Origin of the sequence: Leifsonia sp. McL0618 (assembly GCF_049994905.1) — a bacterium.
Classification (GTDB): Bacteria; Actinomycetota; Actinomycetes; order Actinomycetales; family Microbacteriaceae; genus Diaminobutyricibacter.
Window position 1 is genome coordinate 484,598 of sequence record NZ_CP188258.1, and the last position, 18,031, is coordinate 502,628.

Genomic DNA, 18,031 nt, shown 5'->3' on the forward strand with positions numbered 1-18,031 from the left:
CGACCCGTGCAAAGCCCGATCGATCTGGAAAGCCTCCGCCTCTTCGTGCGCGTCTCCTCTCTCGGAACGCTCTCGGAGGCAGCCCGCGAAGCCGGAGTGTCACAGCAGGCCGTGTCTGCCCGAATGTCGGCGCTCGAGTCGCGACTCGGAGTCGCCCTCCTGTACCGCACTCCGCACGGCACCCGGTTGACCGATGCAGGCACCCTGGTCGCCGGATTGGCGATGCCGTTGCTCGACGAGGCCGACCGGTTCGCGTCGGTCACCCGAGCGCTTCGTTCAACAGGGGAGACGAGCATCCGCATCGCAGCGAGCCTGACCATCGCCGAGCACCTCGCACCCGGTTGGCTCATCGCCCTGCACGAACGGCAGCCGGCCATCAGGATCCAATTGGCCGCGGCGAACAGCGACGACGTCAGCGAGTTGGTTCGGTCCGGTTCGGCCGACATCGGATTCATCGAGACGCCGGAGATTCCCGACGATCTCGAGCATGAGACGTTCGCCACCGATGAGCTCGTCGTCGTGGTGGGGTCAGCGCATCCCTGGGCCCGGCGAAGGTCGGGAATCACGATCGACGAACTCGCCGCGACGCCCGTCATCGCGCGCGAGCGGGGGTCGGGTACCAGGCTCGCTTTCGAACAGGGGCTGGACCGTTCGGGGCATCCGCCGGTCGATCCTGCCTTCGAACTCTCGACGACCGCGGCGATCCGCTCGACGGTCGCTGCCGGTCAGGCTCCCGCGGTGCTCAGCATCCTGGCCGTTCGCGATCAGATCGCCAGCGGATCCCTGGTGAAAGTGAAGCTTCGGGAGCTCCGAATCGTACGGCCTCTCGTCGTCGTCTGGCGAGCCGACATCCCCCCTCGCTCTGCGGTCGCCGACGCGCTCCTCACGATCGTCAGGGGGGCGCCGTCTCCGTCCCCCGGATGACCGCTGTCGCGTTCGCGACGACCTGCACGCGAGAGGCGGCCAGTGGGTGATCCGAATCCAGGATTCGCCTCTCGTCCTCGAACAGCGCCGAATACATCGCCGTTGCCTCTGCATGGTCACCGGAGGCGTTTGTCGTTCGAGCAAGGTTCTCGCGTGTGATGAGGACATTCCGATGGTCGGGTCCCAGGACGCGTTGCTCGTCTGCGAGCAGGGCGCTGTAGTGCGCGACCGCAGCGACCGCGCCGCTGGCATCCTCAACGGCCCCTGCGAGGCTCGATCTCGCGACGAGGGTGTTGGGACTGTCGGGGCCGAACTGTGCCGAGAGTTCGGTTGCGACCTGTTCCCATTGGGGGAGTGCTTCACTGGCCCGGCCTGAGTGCGTGAGGGCGGTGGCCAATCGTTGGCGAGTGTAGATGAGCTGCAGGCTCTCATCGCCGAACCTCTCCGCCTGCATGACAAGGAGGTCCTTGTTGAGCTGGATGGCTTCCAGCGGGCGGTCTGCGTCTACAAGGGCGAGGGCGAGCTGTGCTCGAGTATTCAACACCTCGCCGTCCATTTCGGTCCGCGTACTCAGTTGATGCGCAAGTATCCCTTCGAGCAGGTTTACGGCAGCTTGAGGTTGTCCGTCGCTGGCCAGGGCGCTCGCGATCGAGCGGCGCGTCTCTACCATCTCCGAGGCATCGGCGGAGTAGACCTCACGTTCGACTTCGCCCAATTCTTCAAGAAGCTCGATTGCTCGGTTGGGGTGACCCAGTTCTTGTTGTGCTTGGGCGAATGACCACAGGAGATCGCGGTCGCGCTTGTTCTTCAGGTCGAGTCGAGGGTGGGCGTCTTCACCCAAACGTGCGATCGTCTCGGTTTCCTCGGGGAGATCAGCGAGAACGTTGACGAGCGCGCTCGTTGCGTTGACAAAATCGCGTTCGTCGAGTTCATCGCCGTATGCCAGCAAGAGCCGGCTGGCCTGGGCCGCTCGATCCGCTGGAGTGTCTTGATTCGCAATGAGTCGCCTGGCTTCGTCGATGAGTGCGTCACGAACACGCAGACGGTGCGCCTCCTTGACGAATTCGCCGGCGGCGACGTTCATTTGAGCCACGTCGTGGAATTGGCTGAGGACCTCAGTGACAGCGCGTACCCATGCGCGGTCGACCACGCTTGCGCCTGCATGCACATCGGGATTGCCTTGGGCGAGCTGGGCGAGTGCGGCCTCCAGCATCACCCGGTCCCATGACGGACTGTCGGTTGCGTTGCCGGAGATGATGGCGGGAATGCCCAGGGTCGCAAGCGCCAATCGCTCCCGGTCGGGCTGGTCGAGCCGTTCCCAGTCCTGCTTGTAGAGGTCCTCCACCTTCGCCGAAAGCTTTTCGACGTCTGTCGGGTCGATGTCGAGGACGTCCGTTTCGGCATTGCCATACGTCTCAAGAACCAGTTCGAGTTCGAACGGGTTGCGGAAGGCGGTCAACAGCGCATCCTTTGTAGCCGGACTGACCTGCTCGTGGTACGAGTACAAGATCGAAGCAAGGTCTTCCGTTTCCAATGCTCGGAGTGTCGCCTCAGGCGGAAACGGCAAAGGAAGACTCTTCGACTGTTCGTCCACTCGAATCAGCCGCTCACCGGCTATTCGCATCGCGCGCGAGAGGTCACGGCTGGCATCGATGAATCCTGGCCACCCGGTGGTGAGGATCATCACCGGGACGTCCCGGCGAACCAGGCGCCCGAGAAGCTCGAGAAGCAGGTCATCGGCATCGTGGACATCCTCCACGAAGAGAACGGCGGGGACCAGAGGGGCGATTTTGGAAAGGAATGACTCCACCTCGTCCACCTCCGAGGGTCGGTAGACGATCTGCTCATCGCTCTTGAGGCTCCTGCTGCGGGCATGGGCGGCCTTGCCTTGCTCAACTCCTTTTCGCACGAGCCAGCTCATTGTCGAGAATCCGGGCAATGCGCCACCGACCAGTTCGGCGGCTTTCGTGAATCCGAATTCGACGATCGCGGCCTTGCCTTCTTCGAGCACCTCTTCGCGGAGTGCAGAGAAAGCGGGAGAGGCAAACTTCTGAATGAAACCTGCCTGGTACCACCATGCGTTTTCGAGATGATCGATGTGCTTGCGCAGCGCACCGAGGTCCTCAATCAGAGACTCAGTGGGGGTACCGTTTCGCAGGCCGCAGGCAACCCCCCACCACACGTAGTCGGGGGTACTCATCGGCACGTGATCGAAGGCGGGCGGATTCACGATTTTGCGACGCTCGGAAACCTTTGAGTGATCAGCGACGATCGTCGGGGGCCAGTATGCGGGCTGGCGCTGGCGGGTGTCCGCCAGCGCGGAGTAGAACTCCCTGGCAATTCGCGTCTTTCCCCACCCTGTCGGCGCCTCCAGCGAGACCCAGACGGGTCGCTGGTCTCTGCGTGCCTTATCGAACAATTCGAGGAGGCCCGCCACGATCCCTCGTCGTCCCTCGCCGACGAATTCGGCCTCGTCGCTCACAGCCGGCAGCCGCCGGTTTCGAGGTGATCGTGCACCATCCTGACAACACTCGCGCCCTCTCCGATCGCCGCCGAGATGCGTTTCACCGAGCCGCTGCGGGCGTCGCCGACGGCGAAAACCCCGGGCACTGAGGTCTCGAGCGGTTGCCGGCGCGATCCGGAGGACGTCGTGTGAGGTCCGGTAACGAGGTAGCCGCGCTCGTCGCGTTCGATGTCCGCTCCGAGCCACGATGTCGCCGGAGTCGCCCCGATGAAGACGAAGAGGAAGGCGGTAGGGATTTCTTCCCGCGCGCCGGACGCCAGATGCTCGACGATGACCGACTCGAGTCGGGTCGTGCCGTTCGCTCGGGCCACCACCGTCTGCTGGTGCACACTGATGCGCGGATGACTTTCCACCTGGACGATCAGATACCGCGACATGCTGGCCGCGAGGTCACCGCCTCGCACGATCAGGTGCACGCGCGAGGCGGTCCCGGCCAGGAAGACCGCCGCCTGCCCGGCCGAGTTTCCACCGCCGACCACGACGACCGGGTCGGTGCCGCACTCGCGCGCCTCGTTGATCGTGGCGGCGTAGTAGACGCTGGTGTATTCGAAGCGATCGAGATTCTCGGTGGCGAGGCGGTTGTATTCCATTCCGGATGCGACCACGACCGCCCGCGGGGAGACGCTCGTTCCGTCCGAGAAGCGCACGTTGAGTGCACCCCCATCGGAGGTGAGCTCCTGAGCGGTGGCGGGTGTGAAGAGGGTGGCGCCGAACTTGACGACCTGGAGGTCAGCGCGCTCGGCAAGCTCCGCACCCGAGATCCCGGAGGGAAATCCGAGGTAGTTCTCGATGCGAGCCGATCGTGCGGCCTGCCCGCCGGTCGCAATGGCGTCGGAGAGGACGACTGAGAGGCCATCGGAAGCAGCGTAGACCGTCGCGGCGAGGCCTGCGGGCCCCGCGCCGACGACCAGCACGTCGCTCGACGCCGGGGGCCGGGTTCTCCGCAGACCCAGCGCATTCGAGACCTCGACGGTGGACGGATTCCGGAGGATGCGCGAGCCGGCGACGATGACGACCGGGACGTCGGCAACGTCCAGGCCCATCCGCCGCACGATGGCTTCGGCCGCAGGGTCTCGTTCCAGGTCGAGCAGCCTGTGCGGTATGCGGTTGCGAGCGGCGAAGTCGAGCAGTCGGCGGGTGTCGGGCGAGAAACGCGATCCGACAACGCGCAGACCGCTGCCGTACCCGATCGCCATCGACCGGCGGATCAGATAGGCGCGCAGGATGAGATCGCCGATCAACGGGTCACCGGTCACGATCCGTTCCAGTTCGTCGACCGGCACCTCGAGCACCCTGCCGCTCTCCAGTGCGACGATCGTGGCGAATGACGGCTGCCCTTCGAGCAACCCGATGTCGCCGACGAAACGGCCGGGTCCGTGGATCTCGATCTGCGCTTCCGCACCGCCCGGCTCGTCCCGGCTGGGTTCCTGGTCGATCTCGCGGGAGCCGGGGTCCCCGTCATGGACCATAACCCGCCCCTCGATCACGACGAAGAAGGATCCGAGAGGCTCGCCTGCGCGTGCGAGCACCTGACCCTCAGAGACGGATGAGGTCGTTCCGACTTCGGTCAGCGTCTGCAACTGCAGTGGCGTGAGCCGCGGGTACGCCCCAAGGGTGTCGGGCGTCTCCGCGGCAAGGCTCTCTTCCGCGGGTCCGCCCATCAGACGAAGTCCTCGTCGAGGTAGCACCAACGCCAGGTCTCGCCCGGCTCGATGGAGCGGACGATCGGATGCACGTCGTGCAGAGCGTGCGCGCGTGCGTGCTTCATGGGTGAGGCGTCGCAACAGCCGACTTTGCCGCACGTCAGACACATCCTGAGGTGTACCCAGGGCGTGCCGATGGCCACGCAATCCTCGCAAACGCCCGGAGTGCGTGGGGTTACCGGGCGAATGTAGGTCAGATGGGGATCGGTGCGGAGGGTCACGAACCCCGTTCCTTGTCTGCGCCGGAGCCGGCAGCCGTCTCGTCGCGCGCATCCTTGGCCATCGCGTCGTCGAACCAGCGGCGCAACACCTCGACGGGGGCAGCGCCGGCCTGCCGCGAAATGACCTTGCCGTGGTGCATGACCATCAGCGTCGGCACGGCCTGCACGCTGTACCGCGAGGACAGTCGAGGCGCCTGGTCGACGTCTACTTTGACGAGCTTCACGTCGCCTGCCCTCTCGGTGGCCAGTTGTTCCAGCACTGGGCTGACCATGCGGCAGGGCGCGCACCAGGTCGCCCACATGTCGACGATCACCGGCGGGTCTGCCGCCTCTGCGATCTCGGCGAAGCTGTCGTCGAGGGCATTCACGATCCAGGGAAGTGACTTGTGACAGTTCCCGCAGCGTGGCCGCCCGCGCGCTGCGACGGGAACGCGGTTCTTATGCCCGCAATTCGGGCAGCGGATGATCGTGGTCGCCGTTGTCATACCGCGACCTCGAGGCCAGAATCCGATTCCGCCGGCGCCTGCACCACGTCGACGACGAGGTCGCCGTCGCGCACATCGATGCGCACCGTGGAGCCCTCGATAACCGCTCCGGAGAGGAGCGCCCTGCCGAGGCGTGTCTCGATGTCGTGCGAAATGTAGCGGCGCAGAGGTCGTGCACCGTAGAGCGGATCGTAGCCACGCTCGGCGATCAGGTGCCGTGCCGCCGGTGTCAACTCGAGCGTGATCTGGCGTTCGGCGAGGCGGCCTCGCAGGTCGCCCATCAGGAGGTCTACTATCGCCTCGATCTGCTCCAGGCCGAGCGCTGCGAAGATGATGATGTCGTCGACGCGGTTGAGGAACTCGGGACGGAAGCGGCCGCGCAACTCCGCGAGCACCAGGTCCCGCACGTTTTCGGAGATGCCTCCGCTGCTGTCCCGGGCGCCGGTCAGGAGGTGTTCCGCCCCGATGTTCGAGGTCATGATCACGATGGTGTTCCTGAAGTCGACCGTGCGGCCCTGGCTGTCGGTGATGCGGCCGTCGTCGAGCACCTGCAGCAGGGTGTTGAAGACATCCGGATGCGCCTTCTCGATTTCGTCGAAGAGCACGACGCAGTACGGCCGCCGCCGCACGGCTTCGGTGAGCTGCCCGCCCTCGTCATAGCCGATGTATCCCGGAGGGGCACCGACCAGTCTGCTGACGGTGTGCCGCTCCTGGTACTCGCTCATGTCGAGGCGGATCATCGCGGACTCGCTGTCGAACAGGGCGCCCGCCAGAGCTTTCGCGAGCTCGGTCTTGCCGACCCCGGTCGGGCCCAGGAAGATGAAGGATCCGATCGGGCGTCGAGGGTCGCGGATGCCCGACCGGGCGCGGATGATCGCGTCGGTGACCAATCGCACGGCCTCCTCCTGCCCCACGACACGCTCGTGAAGCACCTCATCGAGCTTCAGCACCTTCTGGCGTTCGCCCTCCTGAAGCCGGGCGACGGGAATGCCCGTCCAGGCCGCGACGATCTCGGCGATCTCCTCCTCGGTCACCACTTCCCGCAGCAGCCTCTGCTGGCCCTGTTTCGACTGGAGTCGCTGCTCCTCGGCCGTCAGTTGGCGTTCGAGTTCGGCGAGCCTGCCATAGCGCAGCTCGGCGGCGCGGTTGAGGTCGTAGCTGCGCTCGGCGTCTTCGGCTTCCCGGCGAACCTTCTCGAGTTCGCCGCGCAGTTCCTGCACCTTGCGGATCGCTTGTCGCTCAGCTTCCCACTGGGCGCGTTTCGCGTCGGCGTCCGCACGCAGGTCGGCGAGTTCGCGGCGCAATTCGTCGAGTCGGATCCGGCTCGGCTTGTCCTTCTCCTTCTCCAGCGCGGCCTCCTCGATCTCCAGCCGGGTCACCCGCCGGGTGAGTTCGTCGAGCTCGGCCGGCATCGAGTCGATCTCGGTGCGCAGCCTGGCACAGGCCTCGTCGACGAGATCGATGGCCTTGTCCGGCAGGAACCGGTCTGTGATGTACCGGTGCGAGAGGGTCGCGGCGGCCACGAGCGCGTTGTCCTGGATGCGCACCCCGTGGAAGACCTCGAGGCGCTCGCGCAGCCCGCGGAGGATTGAGATGGCGTCTTCGACGCTGGGCTCGTCGACCATCACGGTCTGAAAGCGGCGTTCGAGGGCGGCATCCTTCTCGATGTGCTGGCGGTACTCGTCCAGGGTCGTCGCTCCGATGAGGTGGAGCTCGCCTCGCGCGAGCATGGGCTTGAGCATGTTGCCCGCATCCATCGCGCCCTCGGTCGCTCCGGCGCCGACGAGGGTGTGGAGTTCGTCGATGAACAAGAGGATGCGCCCCTCGGCGGCGACGACCTCGGCCAGCACCGCCTTCATCCGCTCCTCGAATTCTCCGCGGTATTTGGCGCCCGCGACGAGGGCGGCCAGGTCGAGCTGGAAGATGGTCTTGTCGCGGAGCCCTTCGGGGATGTCGGTGCGCACGATCCGCTGGGCAAGCCCTTCGACGATGGCCGTCTTGCCGACACCGGGCTCGCCGATGAGCACCGGGTTGTTCTTCGTCTTACGCGACAGGATCTGGATGACACGTCGGATCTCCGTGTCACGGCCGATCACCGGATCGAGGCGCCCCGCGCGGGCATCCGCCACGAGGTCGCGGCCGTACTTCTCCAGGGCCTCGTAGGTCTGCTCGGGGGTCGCGGAGTTCACGTGCTGGTTGCCGCGAACGGCGGTGAGCGCCTTGAGGAAGCTCTCCCGGTTGACACCGTTGCTCTGCAGAAGGCGCGCGGCTGCACTGCCGGAGGGGTCGTCGGCGAGCGCGAGCAGGAGGTGCTCGACCGAGACATAGGAGTCTTTGAGCCGTGTCGCCTCCCTCTCGGCCCGATCGAGGGTCGCCGCCAGGGCCTTCGAGAGGAACACCTGGCCGGGCGTGGCGCCGGGGCCGGTCGTGCTCGGCTTGCGCTCGATCGCGTGCTGCACCTCGTTGAGCAGAACGGTCAGATCGACGCCGGCCGTTTCGAGCAGACGCGGGATCAGCCCGCCCTCCTGTGTGAGGAGGGCAAGGAGAAGGTGCTCGTTCTCGGTCTCCGTCTGCCCGTTCCGGCTCGCGATGCTCTGCGCTTCCTGCAGGGCTTCCTGGGACTTCTGGGTGAGCTTGTTCATCTCCATTGCTGAGTGTCCTTTCCGGACCGTATGACCCACCGTCGGTTCTCGAGCACATCGATCCGGGCGAGCAGGTCGATGACGAGAGCAACAGCGGCGTAGTTGAGCGAGAGGTCGGCGTGCAGTCGCACGATCCGACGTACCAGTTCCGGCGCGGCCGGGGTGAACCACAGCCGTCCAGAACCGTCCTGCGTGGCGGGAACGAGCCCGAGTTCGACGAACCGTCGCACCAGCTCAGGATGGGTGGCGGACGAGGCGGCGACCATCGCCAGGTCCAGGCGGGGCGGGAGCACCGGGAGCAGGGGGGAACTCATGATGACGTCCTCGGGTTGTAGGCGGATGCCCTCTTCAGCTGTTCGAAGAGCTCGCGTTCACGGTCGGTGAGGCTCGGAGGAACCATGATCTTGACCCTCGCGAACAGGTCGCCGGGCCTTCCGCCCGGCTCCGGCATCCCTTGGCCCTTCAGGCGCAGCCGCCGTCCGCTGGACGAGCCGGGCGGCACCCGCACGGTGATCGGGCCTCCCGGGGCGCTGGTCGAGACGCTCGCACCGAGGGCGGCCTCCCACGGAGAGATCGGCAGGTCAAGCTCGATGTCCTTGCCGTTGAGCCGCAGGCGACGGTCCGATCGGACCCTGAACGTGATGATGAGGTCTCCGGTCCCGCCCTCCTGCCTGCCTGCGCCGCCGCCGCCGGCGACCCGGATGCGCTGGCCGTCGAGAACGCCGGGCGGTATCTGGATGTCGAACGTCTGACGGGTGCCGTCCGGGCCGGAGAGCGCGATCGTCCGGGATCCACCGCGGAAGGCCTCCTCGACCGTCAGTTCGAGTTCGGCCTCGCTGTCGCTACCCCGCATCGAGCCGAAGACGTCCCCGAAGAGGTCTTCCCAGTCGACGGACGCGCCGCCCGGTCCTGCAGCGCCTTGCGCGCTCGACCAACTGAAACCGGACGGACCGGGGCGGGCTCTGGTGCGGCCGCCGCTGCCTCCGCCACTGCGGGTCTGCGAGGCGTACTCGCGCTCTGCGCCCGCGTACTGACGGAACTCCGGCCCGAACCGGTCGTATTGTGCCCGCGACTCCGGGTCGCTCAGCACGTGGTACGCCTCGCTGATCTGCTTGAACTTGTCTTCGGCCCCCCGCTCCTTGTTCACATCCGGGTGGTATTTGCGGGCCAGCTTGCGGTAGGCGCGCTGGATCTCTTTGGCGTCGGCGGAACGCGAGACACCGAGCAGCTGGTAGTAGTCGTCGGCCATGGCCTCACCCTTCGGCCGCGGTGACCACGACGCCGGCGGGCCGCAACAACCGCTCAGGGCTCCCGAATCCCAGCCGGGCGACTGCCACGACTGTCCGTGGCGGCGAGTCGCCCTTTTCTACGACGGAAACGACCTCGTGGATGCGCGGATCGAACGGCACACCCACCTCGTCGATGCGCGGATAGCCGAGGCGTTCGAGCGCGGCGATGGCCTGTTCCCGGATGGATTCCATGCCTTCGGCGAGAGCTTCGTTCACCGTCCTGGCGTAGGCGACCGCGTCATCGAGTCCGTCAACGACGGGGAGGAAGACGGATGCAGCGCGGGCACGCTCAGCCTCCCGTGCCAGCGCGAGTTCGCGAGCAGCACGTTTTCGGGTGTTGTCGAGGTCCGCAGCCGCTCGACGCCAACGGTCCTCGGCTTCTGCAAGACGAAGGTCCACGTCGTTCGGGGGCTCCGCGGATGGTGTCTCCGGCGGACTCTCATCGGTTTCGGTACTGCCCACATCCCGGTCGTCCATGGTGCGAGGTCCCTCAGCTTCGATCGAACTCGGCGTCGACGACGTCGTCGGAATCGTCGGCGTCGGAAGGGCTTTCTGACGACGACGACTCGGTTGCGCGGGCCACGGACAGGGCGGCCTCCACTTGCTGCAGTTCGCTCGTGAGTTCGCGGGCCTCCGATGCCGGGGCCTCCCGTCCGACAGCCTCTCTCGCCTGTGAGATCAGCATCTCGGCGCGGGAGCGCTCATGTTGCGGCACGGAATCGCCGCGCTCCGTCAGGGTGCGCTCGACCCGGTATGCAGCGGCATCCAACTCGTTGCGGGCGTCGATGTCTTCGCGCAGGCGCTGGTCTTCGGCACGGTGCTGCTCGGCTTCCTGCACCATCCGCTCGATGTCTGCCTGGTCGAGATTGGTGGTGCCGCTGATGGTGATGCCCTGCTCGACCCCGGTGTCCTTGTCACGCGCGTTGACGTTGAGGATGCCGTTGGCGTCGATGTCGAACGTGACCTCGACCTGCGGCTCGCCACGGGGCGCCGGGCGGATGCCGGTCAGCGTGAATCGGCCCAGGACGCGGTTGTCGGCGGCCCGTTCTCGCTCGCCCTGCAGCACCACGATCTCCACGGAATCCTGGTTGTCCTGTGCAGTGGAGAAGACCTCGCTCCGCCGTGCCGGGATGGTGGTGTTGCGTTCGATGATCTTCGTCATCACTCCACCGCGCGTCTCCACACCCAGCGAGAGCGGTGTGACGTCGAGCAGGAGCACGTCGCTGACCTCGCCCTTGAGTACGCCCGCCTGGATGGCCGCGCCGATGGCGACCACCTCATCCGGGTTCACGGTCATGTTCGGGTCTTTGCCTCCGGTGAGTCGCTTGACGAGGTTCTGCACGGCCGGGATCCTCGTCGAACCGCCGACGAGGATGACTTCGTCGATGTCGTTCTCGGTGACCTTGGCGTCCTCCATCGCCTGGCGCACCGGGCCGAGACAGCGCTCGACCAGGTCCGCGGTGATGTTCTCGAAGGTGGCGCGTTTGAGCGTGGTCGTCAGGTGTTTCGGGCCGGCGGCGTCCGCCGTGATGAACGGCAGGCTGACCTGCGTCTGGCTGACGGTGCTGAGCTCGACCTTCGCCTTCTCGGCCGCCTCGAACAGGCGCTGGAGGGCCTGGGGGTCGTTGCGGAGGTCGATGCCGTTGTCTTTCTGGAACTCGTCGGCGAGGTAGTCGACGATGCGGCGGTCGAAATCGTCACCGCCGAGGTGGGTGTCGCCGGCGGTCGAGCGCACCTCGACGACGCCGTCCCCGACGTCCAGCAGGCTCACGTCGAAAGTGCCGCCGCCGAGGTCGAACACGAGTACGGTCTCGTGTTCCTTCTTGTCCAGTCCGTAGGCGAGGGCTGCCGCGGTCGGTTCGTTGATGATGCGGAGCACCTCGAGCCCTGCGATGCGGCCGGCGTCCTTCGTCGCGGTGCGCTGAGCGTCGTTGAAGTACGCGGGAACGGTGATGACTGCCTCGGTGACCTTCTCACCGAGAAACTTGGCTGCGTCGTCGACCAGTTTGCGCAGGACGAGCGCGCTGATCTCCTCGGGCGCATACAGCTTTCCCCGGATGGTGAACCTGGCTTCGCCGTTCGGCCCGGGCGCGATGTCGAATCCGACCGCCTTGGCCTCTTCTTCGATCTCGTCGAACTTGCGCCCGATGAAGCGCTTGGCCGACGATATGGTGCCTTTGGGGTTCAGGATCGCCTGCCGTCGGGCGAGCTGCCCGACGAGTCGCTCACCAGTGTCTGTGAACGCGACGACGGACGGAGTGGTGCGAGCGCCTTCCGCATTCGGGATGACTTTCGCCTCTCCCCCTTCCCATACCGCGATCACCGAGTTCGTGGTGCCGAGGTCGATGCCGACTGCTTTAGCCATCAGACGTCCCCTTTCCTGGTGCCATCGGGTCGTCTGCCCGACGGCGTTTCGTCGTTCACGTTTCGGCAGCGTTCGAACCGACGGTGACCGCGTGCCGATCTTCTGTGCTACTGGGCGCTGAGGAAATATCCACTCGGCGCGGCTTGCTCGACTCGTCGAGCGGGACGGTCAGCGTGAGCACGCCGTTTCCGAAATCCGCCGTGAGTTTCGAGCTGTCGAGACTATCGCCGAGGAAGAGCTGACGGACGAATTTGCCGCGCGGGCGCTCGTCGATGAGAACCGTGTCGTCCGGCCCGAATGTCGGCCGGCGTTGCACCGTGATGGTGACCACATTGCGCTCGACGCTCACGTCGACGTCAGCGGGGTCTGCACCCGGAACATCGGCCAGGACAAAGTACTGATCGCCTCGCCGGTACGCCTCGAGCGGTAAGGCGACGGTTCGCCGATTTGCGCCGAGCGCCTGTTCGACCGCGCGGTCGGCGTCACGGAACGCGTCGAATCCCATCAGCGTCATGGTGTGTGCTCCTCGGTCCACGGATCAGGTGCCGATGGGGCGAGTGTCCGCCCGCCGTCTGGCCGGTTCTTCGACCCAGCAGGGCGAAATAAACCCGCGGCCTTCCACTGTCGGGCCCAACCGAAAGCGGTTAGCGTTGGTCAAGCGGAGTCCATCACGATGTGCGCACCGAGCTACCCAGATTTTGTGCCACGGGCCGACCTCGATGCCAGGTCGCAGTCCGATCTGTACGGTCTTTTCAGGGTGGGCTCGAAGATGTTGGAGCACCCGACAACGCGCGAAACCCTGCGTCTCGCAACCGCTTCGGCCAAGGCGATCACCGGATGCTCAGTTCCCGCGGTCTACGTCATGGCGGACGATCGGCTCGTCCGATATTCGGGCAAAGCGAACCGCCGTCTCGACCTGCTGGTGGAGGCGCTGGCCGGCACGAGCGGCGTTCTCGATAACGGTGACGTCTGGCGGTATGCGCTGTTCTTCCGCGAGACCGGCAAGGTCAGGGGAGCATTCGTACTCCAGGCTGCAACCGAACCGTCAGGCAACGAGATGTTCATGCTCCAGGCCTTGGCGGAGCCGACGGGGGCTGCGCTCGCCACGGCAGAACTCATCAAGCGCGAGCGGCGTGAGGCCCGCGAGCTCCGACAGCTCTACGAAGCGCAGGCGGGCTCCAACCGCACCATGGCTGCTACGATCGTGCGCCTGAACGCCCACCAGGCCATCCGTGACACCATCGTCGCCGCGGCCGGCACCGGCAACGGCGAGGCCCAGATCGTCGAGGCGTTGAGTGCGATCACGCGACGGGCCGTCGTATTGCAGGATTCTTTCGGCAACGAACGTGCCTTCGTCGGAGTGGATGGCGCCGTGTCGCCGTCGAGCATGCTTGTGCCCGACGTCCAGGTCTCGGCTGCCGCACGGCTGAGCACGGAATGGCGGTCGACGGTCATCCGCTCCCGCCGGGAGACCCTCGGCGTGATCGGCATCTTCGATCCGGATGACGCCCGTAGCGAAGATGATCGATTCGCCGTGGAGTACGCAAGTGCGATGATCGCCGTCGAGCTCGCCCACCACCGCGATGTCGCGGAGGTCGAAATCCGACTCGGTCGCGACCTCGCAGACGACCTCGTCGCGGGCGCCGGGATCGTGGACGCCCTCGCCCGTGCCGAGGCGCTCCATTTCGATCTCGGTGGTTCGCAACGCGTTGTGCTCGTCTCCTGGGAGAATTCGACGCCGAACGGCGTCGACATCGGCGCTGCGCTGCGCCACGAACTTGCGGCCATGCGTGTGCCGGCCTTGATCTCACGACGACCGGACGCAGTGCTCGCCATCGTCATCGACGGCCATGACCTCTCGCAGCTCTACGAGCGGTTGTCCGTCGTGATGGCCAGCACGCGGGGCACCATCGGGGTCGGCGGAATTGCGACGGCCGAAGACCTGGCCGACTCCTTCTCGGAGGCCAGCCGGGCCCTGCAGATCCGCGCCGAATCGCGTCGACCATACGGCATGTCGAACCACGACGACCTCGGCCTTCTCCGCATCCTCGACACCTCAGGTGGCGGCGTTCAGCTCGAACGCTACCTGTCCGAGTGGCTCGGCGCGCTGGTCGACTACGACCGGGATCACGGGTCCGAATTGGTGCGGACACTGGGCATGTACCTGGATGCGGGTGGCAATTACGACCGCACCGCCGATGCGCTCGTCATCCACCGCAGCACCCTGCGCTACCGGCTCCGCCGCATTCGCGAGGTGAGCGGCCGCGACGTCACCGACCCTGAATCCCGGCTCAACCTGCACGTCGCCATCCGCGCCCGGGCAGCTCTGCGCGACAACCTGAGCTGAGCCGCAGGACGAGATGTGAATTCGGCATCACAGGCCAGGGGCGACTCGACTCGTCGCCAGTTCCCACAGCATCCGGGCTGCGCGTGAGTGTCGCCGGGTCCTGGAGATCGCGACGGATACCGTCAGCCTGAGCGTGTCGCCCGGCACGGTCAACGCGTGAAGGCGCGGTTCCGCCGCGACGACGAATTCAGGCAGGAATGCGACACCGAGCCCGTTCACGACCAGGGCTGCGGCCGCCGCGATGTCGACGGTCTCGAATCGCACATCCCGTTCCAGTCCCGCGTCGGCGAAGGCCCGGTCGATGATCGAACGCGTTCCGAATCCGAGCGGGAGGTCGATGAACGTCTGGCCGGCCAGCTCTGCCAGTTCGACGGATTCCCGCGAAGCCCACGGGTGGTCGTCGTTGACCGCGAGCAGGAGCGGCGACGACGCGAGCTCCTTCACGCGAAGATCGGGTGCCGGGTCGGCGGAGCTTGCGAGGAACGCGACATCCAGCTCGCCCGATGACAGCAGGGCGGCGAGCCCGCCGGCGCCGCGCTCGGAGGCGCGCAGCTGAACGCGAACCGCGGGGTACGTGCGAGCGAATTCGCCGAGGAGCCCAGGGATGTCGACGAGCGTCACCGAGGTCATGAAGCCGACCGACACTGTGCCTGTCACGGTTCCCTTGACCAGATCCACGGCATCCTGGGCTTCGGCCGCGGAATCGATGACCGCGCGAGCCTTCGGGATGAGCGCGTGGCCTGCATCCGTCACCTCGATCTGTCTGGCAGAGCGGTCGAAGAGTTCTGCGCCGAGCTCGACCTCCAGGGCGCGGATGGTTGCGGAGACCGCAGACTGCGTCGTGCGCAGGCGAGTGGATGCGCGAGTGAAGTTGCGTTCTTCGGCCACGGCGAGGAACACGGCAAGCTGGCGGATCTCCATCCAGCAATCATCGCAGGCGACGATGGGTTCTATCGCAACAAACCGTTGGACGCGATCGATTTGCCCTCGCAGACTGGATGCATGACACAGACACTTCAGCAGCCGGCGGCCACAGGGGTCGGAACTCCCGCGCGCCGCCGCATCACCCATGGCGCCGGGTTCTGGGTCGTGGCCGGCACCTTCCTCGTCGCGATGGCGTTCTCCGTCGTGCCGACCCCCCTGTGGACCCTGTACCAGGCGCGGGATGCCTTCTCCACATTCGCGATCACGCTGGCCTTCGCCGCGTATGCGGTGGGCGTTCTCGTCAGCCTGTTCCTCGTCGGTCACCTCAGCGATCGCGTCGGCAGGCGCACCATCCTCCTCCCGGCGATCGCCCTCGAACTCGTCGCGGCCGTGCTCTTCATCGTCTGGAACACCTTGCCCGGCCTCATCGTGGCCCGTGTCGTGTCCGGGCTCGGCATCGGGATGATCACCGCGACAGCGACCGCCTTCATCTTCGAACTGCACGCGCGCGCGCATCCCGGGAGCGACAGGACGAGGTCGGACGTCGTATCCACGGCAGCGAACCTCGGCGGGCTGGGCCTCGGTGCGATCGTGGCAGGCATCCTGGCGCAATTCGTCGCGCAGCCGCTGGTCACGCCTTTCGTGGTGTTCCTCGTCCTTCTCGCGCTCGCCGCCGTGGGCGTCGCCCTGGTTCCCGAAACAGTGGCCGGCTCCGGTGAGCGCGTGGCCTACCGGCCCCAGCGCATCCGCGTCCCCCGTAACGCCCGGATGCGCTACTTCGCGGCAGCGGTCGTCGCGTTCGGTGCGTTTTCGTTCTTCGCACTCGCCACGGCGCTCGCCCCGGCTTTCGTCGCCGGGGATCTCAAAGTCGCATCCCAGGCTGTTGGGGGACTCGTCGTGTTCCTCGCCTTCGCATCCGCTGTCGGTACGCAGCTGGTCATGCGGTCCGTGAGGCAGAGCGTCCAGGTCGCGATCGGCGTCGTCATGATGGTCCTCGGACTCGTCGCACTGACGGCAGGGGTGTGGTCGGCATCCCTCGCCCTCTTCATCGTCGGCGGCGTGCTGGCGGGCGGAGGTGCTGGGGTGCTGTTCAAGACCGCGCTCCTGGTGGGATCGAAGCTCGCCGAGCCGCGGTTCCGCGGCGAAGCGCTCGCGGGGATCTTCCTTATCAGCTACGCCGGACTCATCGTCCCGGTCGTCGGCATCGGGATCGCGACCCTGTTCCTCCCCATCGCCACCGCGCTTCTCGCATTCGCGGCACTGATCGCTCTGGTCGTCATCATCGGCGGGATCACGGTCATTCGCGGGCTGTAACCGTTACGGCTTCGAGGAGACGATGCTCTCGCACACGTCGCGATGCGTCACGGTGTGATCGCATCCTGAAACATCTAGCATGGAACCGCACGCAGGGTGATACGTCCTCAATGAAGCGGAGTGCTGGTGACAATCGATCTGACCACCTATGGATTGAGCGAAGAACACATCGAGCTCGCGAACATGGTTCGCGAGTTCGCCGACGAGGTGGTCGCGCCGGGCGCGTATGAGGCCGACCGCACGAAGACGCTCCCGCTCGATGTCGTTGCGCAGATGGGCGACCTCGGCTTGTTCGGGCTGCCTTTCCCCGAGCAGTACGGCGGTCAGGGCGGCGACTACCTCGCTCTCTGCCTGGCCATCGAGGCGCTCGGCCGCGTGGATCAGTCGATCGCCATCACACTCGAAGCCGGAGTGAGCCTCGGCGCGATGCCGATCTTCCGGTTCGGCTCAGAGGAGCAGAAGCAGGAGTGGCTGCCGTCCCTGCTGGCAGGCAAGGCGCTGGGCGGTTTCGGTCTCACGGAGCCCGAAGCCGGGTCGGATGCCGGCGCGACCCGCACGACCGCCGTGCTCGACGGTGACGAATGGGTCATCAACGGATCGAAGCAGTTCATCACCAACTCCGGTACTGCGATCACGCGCTTCGTCACCATCACGGCGGTGACCGGGCAGCGGGAGCACGGCGGCAAGGAGATCTCGACGATCATCGTGCCCAGCGGCACACCCGGATTCACGGTGGAACCTGCGTACGACAAGGTCGGCTGGCATGCGTCGGACACGCATCCCCTGACCTTCGCAGGCGCGCGGGTGCCCGCATCCAATCTGCTCGGCGAGCGAGGCAGAGGCTTTGCCGCTTTCCTCCACATTCTCGACGAAGGGCGCATCGCGATCGCGGCGTTGTCGACCGGAGCCGCGGAGGGCTGTCTCGAAGCGGCCGTCGACTATGCAAAAAAGCGGACGGTCTTCGGCGAATCATTGTCCAGCCGGCAGGGCATCCAGTTTCTTCTCGCCCGCATGCAGGCCCGGGTGCACACGGCCCGGCTCGCGTGGCTGCAGGCGGCACGCCTCAGGGATGCGGGGCAGCCGTTCAAGACCGAGGCGGCGATCGCCAAGCTCGCCGCCAGCGACGCTGCAATGGACAACGCGCGGGATGCCACGCAGGTGTTCGGGGGCAACGGCTTCATGAACGAGTACCCCGTCGCGCGGCACTTCCGCGATTCCAAGATCCTCGAGATCGGGGAGGGCACCAGCGAGGTCCAGCTTCTCGTGATCGCACGGTCCCTGGGCGTCGCATGA

15 protein-coding genes are annotated in these 18,031 nt (G+C 66.2%); 4 read left to right on the plus strand and 11 right to left on the minus strand.

The genetic code is table 11. The annotated features are described in order from the left end of the window. The first annotated feature begins 6 nt into the window (after positions 1-6). Positions 7-924 (plus strand): LysR family transcriptional regulator, encoded by a 918-nt coding sequence (locus ACPPVQ_RS02290; RefSeq protein ID WP_426518213.1) that lies wholly within the window; start codon positions 7-9, stop codon positions 922-924. On the opposite strand, the gene ACPPVQ_RS02295 is transcribed toward ACPPVQ_RS02290, so the two are convergent. The 10 genes from ACPPVQ_RS02295 to ACPPVQ_RS02340 are packed head-to-tail and all read right to left on the minus strand — an operon-like array spanning position 893 to position 12,667. Next, on the minus strand, positions 893-3,406 hold the full coding sequence (locus ACPPVQ_RS02295) for a hypothetical protein (RefSeq protein WP_426518215.1): 2,514 nt from the start codon (positions 3,404-3,406) through the stop codon (positions 893-895). The two genes, ACPPVQ_RS02290 and ACPPVQ_RS02295, sit on opposite strands and share 32 nt — an antisense overlap. Further along, positions 3,403-5,109, minus strand: a complete 1,707-nt coding sequence (locus ACPPVQ_RS02300) for an FAD-dependent oxidoreductase (protein WP_426518217.1) — start codon at positions 5,107-5,109, stop codon at positions 3,403-3,405. Before ACPPVQ_RS02300 ends, ACPPVQ_RS02295 begins: the two co-directional genes overlap by 4 nt. Then, the gene (locus tag ACPPVQ_RS02305; RefSeq protein WP_426518219.1) at positions 5,109-5,372 is read right to left on the minus strand and encodes a UBP-type zinc finger domain-containing protein; all 264 of its coding nucleotides are present in this window, start codon (positions 5,370-5,372) and stop codon (positions 5,109-5,111) included. The genes ACPPVQ_RS02300 and ACPPVQ_RS02305 overlap by 1 nt, the downstream gene beginning before the upstream one ends. Continuing rightward, positions 5,369-5,857, minus strand: a complete 489-nt coding sequence (trxA, locus tag ACPPVQ_RS02310) for a thioredoxin (RefSeq protein ID WP_426518221.1) — start codon at positions 5,855-5,857, stop codon at positions 5,369-5,371. Before trxA ends, ACPPVQ_RS02305 begins: the two co-directional genes overlap by 4 nt. Next, positions 5,854-8,505: an ATP-dependent chaperone ClpB gene (clpB, locus tag ACPPVQ_RS02315; RefSeq protein ID WP_426518223.1), complete on the minus strand. Its 2,652-nt coding sequence runs from the start codon at positions 8,503-8,505 to the stop codon at positions 5,854-5,856. Before clpB ends, trxA begins: the two co-directional genes overlap by 4 nt. Beyond that, on the minus strand, positions 8,496-8,813 hold the full coding sequence (locus tag ACPPVQ_RS02320) for a chaperone modulator CbpM (protein WP_426518225.1): 318 nt from the start codon (positions 8,811-8,813) through the stop codon (positions 8,496-8,498). Before ACPPVQ_RS02320 ends, clpB begins: the two co-directional genes overlap by 10 nt. After that, positions 8,810-9,748, minus strand: coding sequence for a DnaJ C-terminal domain-containing protein (locus tag ACPPVQ_RS02325; protein WP_426518227.1), 939 nt, complete (start codon positions 9,746-9,748; stop codon positions 8,810-8,812). Before ACPPVQ_RS02325 ends, ACPPVQ_RS02320 begins: the two co-directional genes overlap by 4 nt. A 4-nt stretch (positions 9,749-9,752) precedes the next feature. Continuing rightward, the gene (locus ACPPVQ_RS02330; RefSeq protein ID WP_426518229.1) at positions 9,753-10,265 is read right to left on the minus strand and encodes a nucleotide exchange factor GrpE; all 513 of its coding nucleotides are present in this window, start codon (positions 10,263-10,265) and stop codon (positions 9,753-9,755) included. A 13-nt stretch (positions 10,266-10,278) separates the two neighbouring features. Next, on the minus strand, positions 10,279-12,153 hold the full coding sequence (dnaK, locus tag ACPPVQ_RS02335; RefSeq protein ID WP_426518231.1) for a molecular chaperone DnaK: 1,875 nt from the start codon (positions 12,151-12,153) through the stop codon (positions 10,279-10,281). A 55-nt stretch (positions 12,154-12,208) separates the two neighbouring features. Further along, the gene (locus ACPPVQ_RS02340) at positions 12,209-12,667 is read right to left on the minus strand and encodes an Hsp20/alpha crystallin family protein (protein ID WP_426518233.1); all 459 of its coding nucleotides are present in this window, start codon (positions 12,665-12,667) and stop codon (positions 12,209-12,211) included. A 186-nt stretch (positions 12,668-12,853) separates the two neighbouring features. Between ACPPVQ_RS02340 and ACPPVQ_RS02345 the strand changes: the two genes are divergently transcribed. Next, positions 12,854-14,500: a PucR family transcriptional regulator gene (locus tag ACPPVQ_RS02345; RefSeq protein WP_426518235.1), complete on the plus strand. Its 1,647-nt coding sequence runs from the start codon at positions 12,854-12,856 to the stop codon at positions 14,498-14,500. A 27-nt stretch (positions 14,501-14,527) separates the two neighbouring features. Here the strand turns inward: ACPPVQ_RS02345 and ACPPVQ_RS02350 are convergent, their stop codons facing one another. Beyond that, positions 14,528-15,421, minus strand: coding sequence for a LysR family transcriptional regulator (locus tag ACPPVQ_RS02350; RefSeq protein WP_426518237.1), 894 nt, complete (start codon positions 15,419-15,421; stop codon positions 14,528-14,530). 81 nt (positions 15,422-15,502) lie between these two features. On the opposite strand from ACPPVQ_RS02350, the gene ACPPVQ_RS02355 reads away from it, so the two are divergent. Then, complete coding sequence (locus ACPPVQ_RS02355) at positions 15,503-16,738, plus strand: MFS transporter (RefSeq protein WP_426518239.1); 1,236 nt, start codon at positions 15,503-15,505, stop codon at positions 16,736-16,738. A 138-nt stretch (positions 16,739-16,876) separates the two neighbouring features. Beyond that, on the plus strand, positions 16,877-18,031 hold the full coding sequence (locus tag ACPPVQ_RS02360) for an acyl-CoA dehydrogenase family protein (RefSeq protein ID WP_426521373.1): 1,155 nt from the start codon (positions 16,877-16,879) through the stop codon (positions 18,029-18,031).

Excerpts from the sequence above, each read along its gene's own strand:
- ACPPVQ_RS02300 (WP_426518217.1), bottom strand. The coding sequence starts at position 5,109 with ATGGGCGGACCCGCGGAAGAGAGCCTTGCCGCGGAGACGCCCGACACC.
- trxA (WP_426518221.1), bottom strand. The coding sequence starts at position 5,857 with ATGACAACGGCGACCACGATCATCCGCTGCCCGAATTGCGGGCATAAG.
- clpB (WP_426518223.1), bottom strand. The coding sequence starts at position 8,505 with ATGGAGATGAACAAGCTCACCCAGAAGTCCCAGGAAGCCCTGCAGGAA.
- ACPPVQ_RS02320 (WP_426518225.1), bottom strand. The coding sequence starts at position 8,813 with ATGAGTTCCCCCCTGCTCCCGGTGCTCCCGCCCCGCCTGGACCTGGCG.
- ACPPVQ_RS02325 (WP_426518227.1), bottom strand. The coding sequence starts at position 9,748 with ATGGCCGACGACTACTACCAGCTGCTCGGTGTCTCGCGTTCCGCCGAC.
- ACPPVQ_RS02330 (WP_426518229.1), bottom strand. The coding sequence starts at position 10,265 with ATGGACGACCGGGATGTGGGCAGTACCGAAACCGATGAGAGTCCGCCG.
- dnaK (WP_426518231.1), bottom strand. The coding sequence starts at position 12,153 with ATGGCTAAAGCAGTCGGCATCGACCTCGGCACCACGAACTCGGTGATC.
- ACPPVQ_RS02340 (WP_426518233.1), bottom strand. The coding sequence starts at position 12,667 with ATGACGCTGATGGGATTCGACGCGTTCCGTGACGCCGACCGCGCGGTC.
- ACPPVQ_RS02350 (WP_426518237.1), bottom strand. The coding sequence starts at position 15,421 with ATGGAGATCCGCCAGCTTGCCGTGTTCCTCGCCGTGGCCGAAGAACGC.
- ACPPVQ_RS02355 (WP_426518239.1), top strand. The coding sequence starts at position 15,503 with ATGACACAGACACTTCAGCAGCCGGCGGCCACAGGGGTCGGAACTCCC.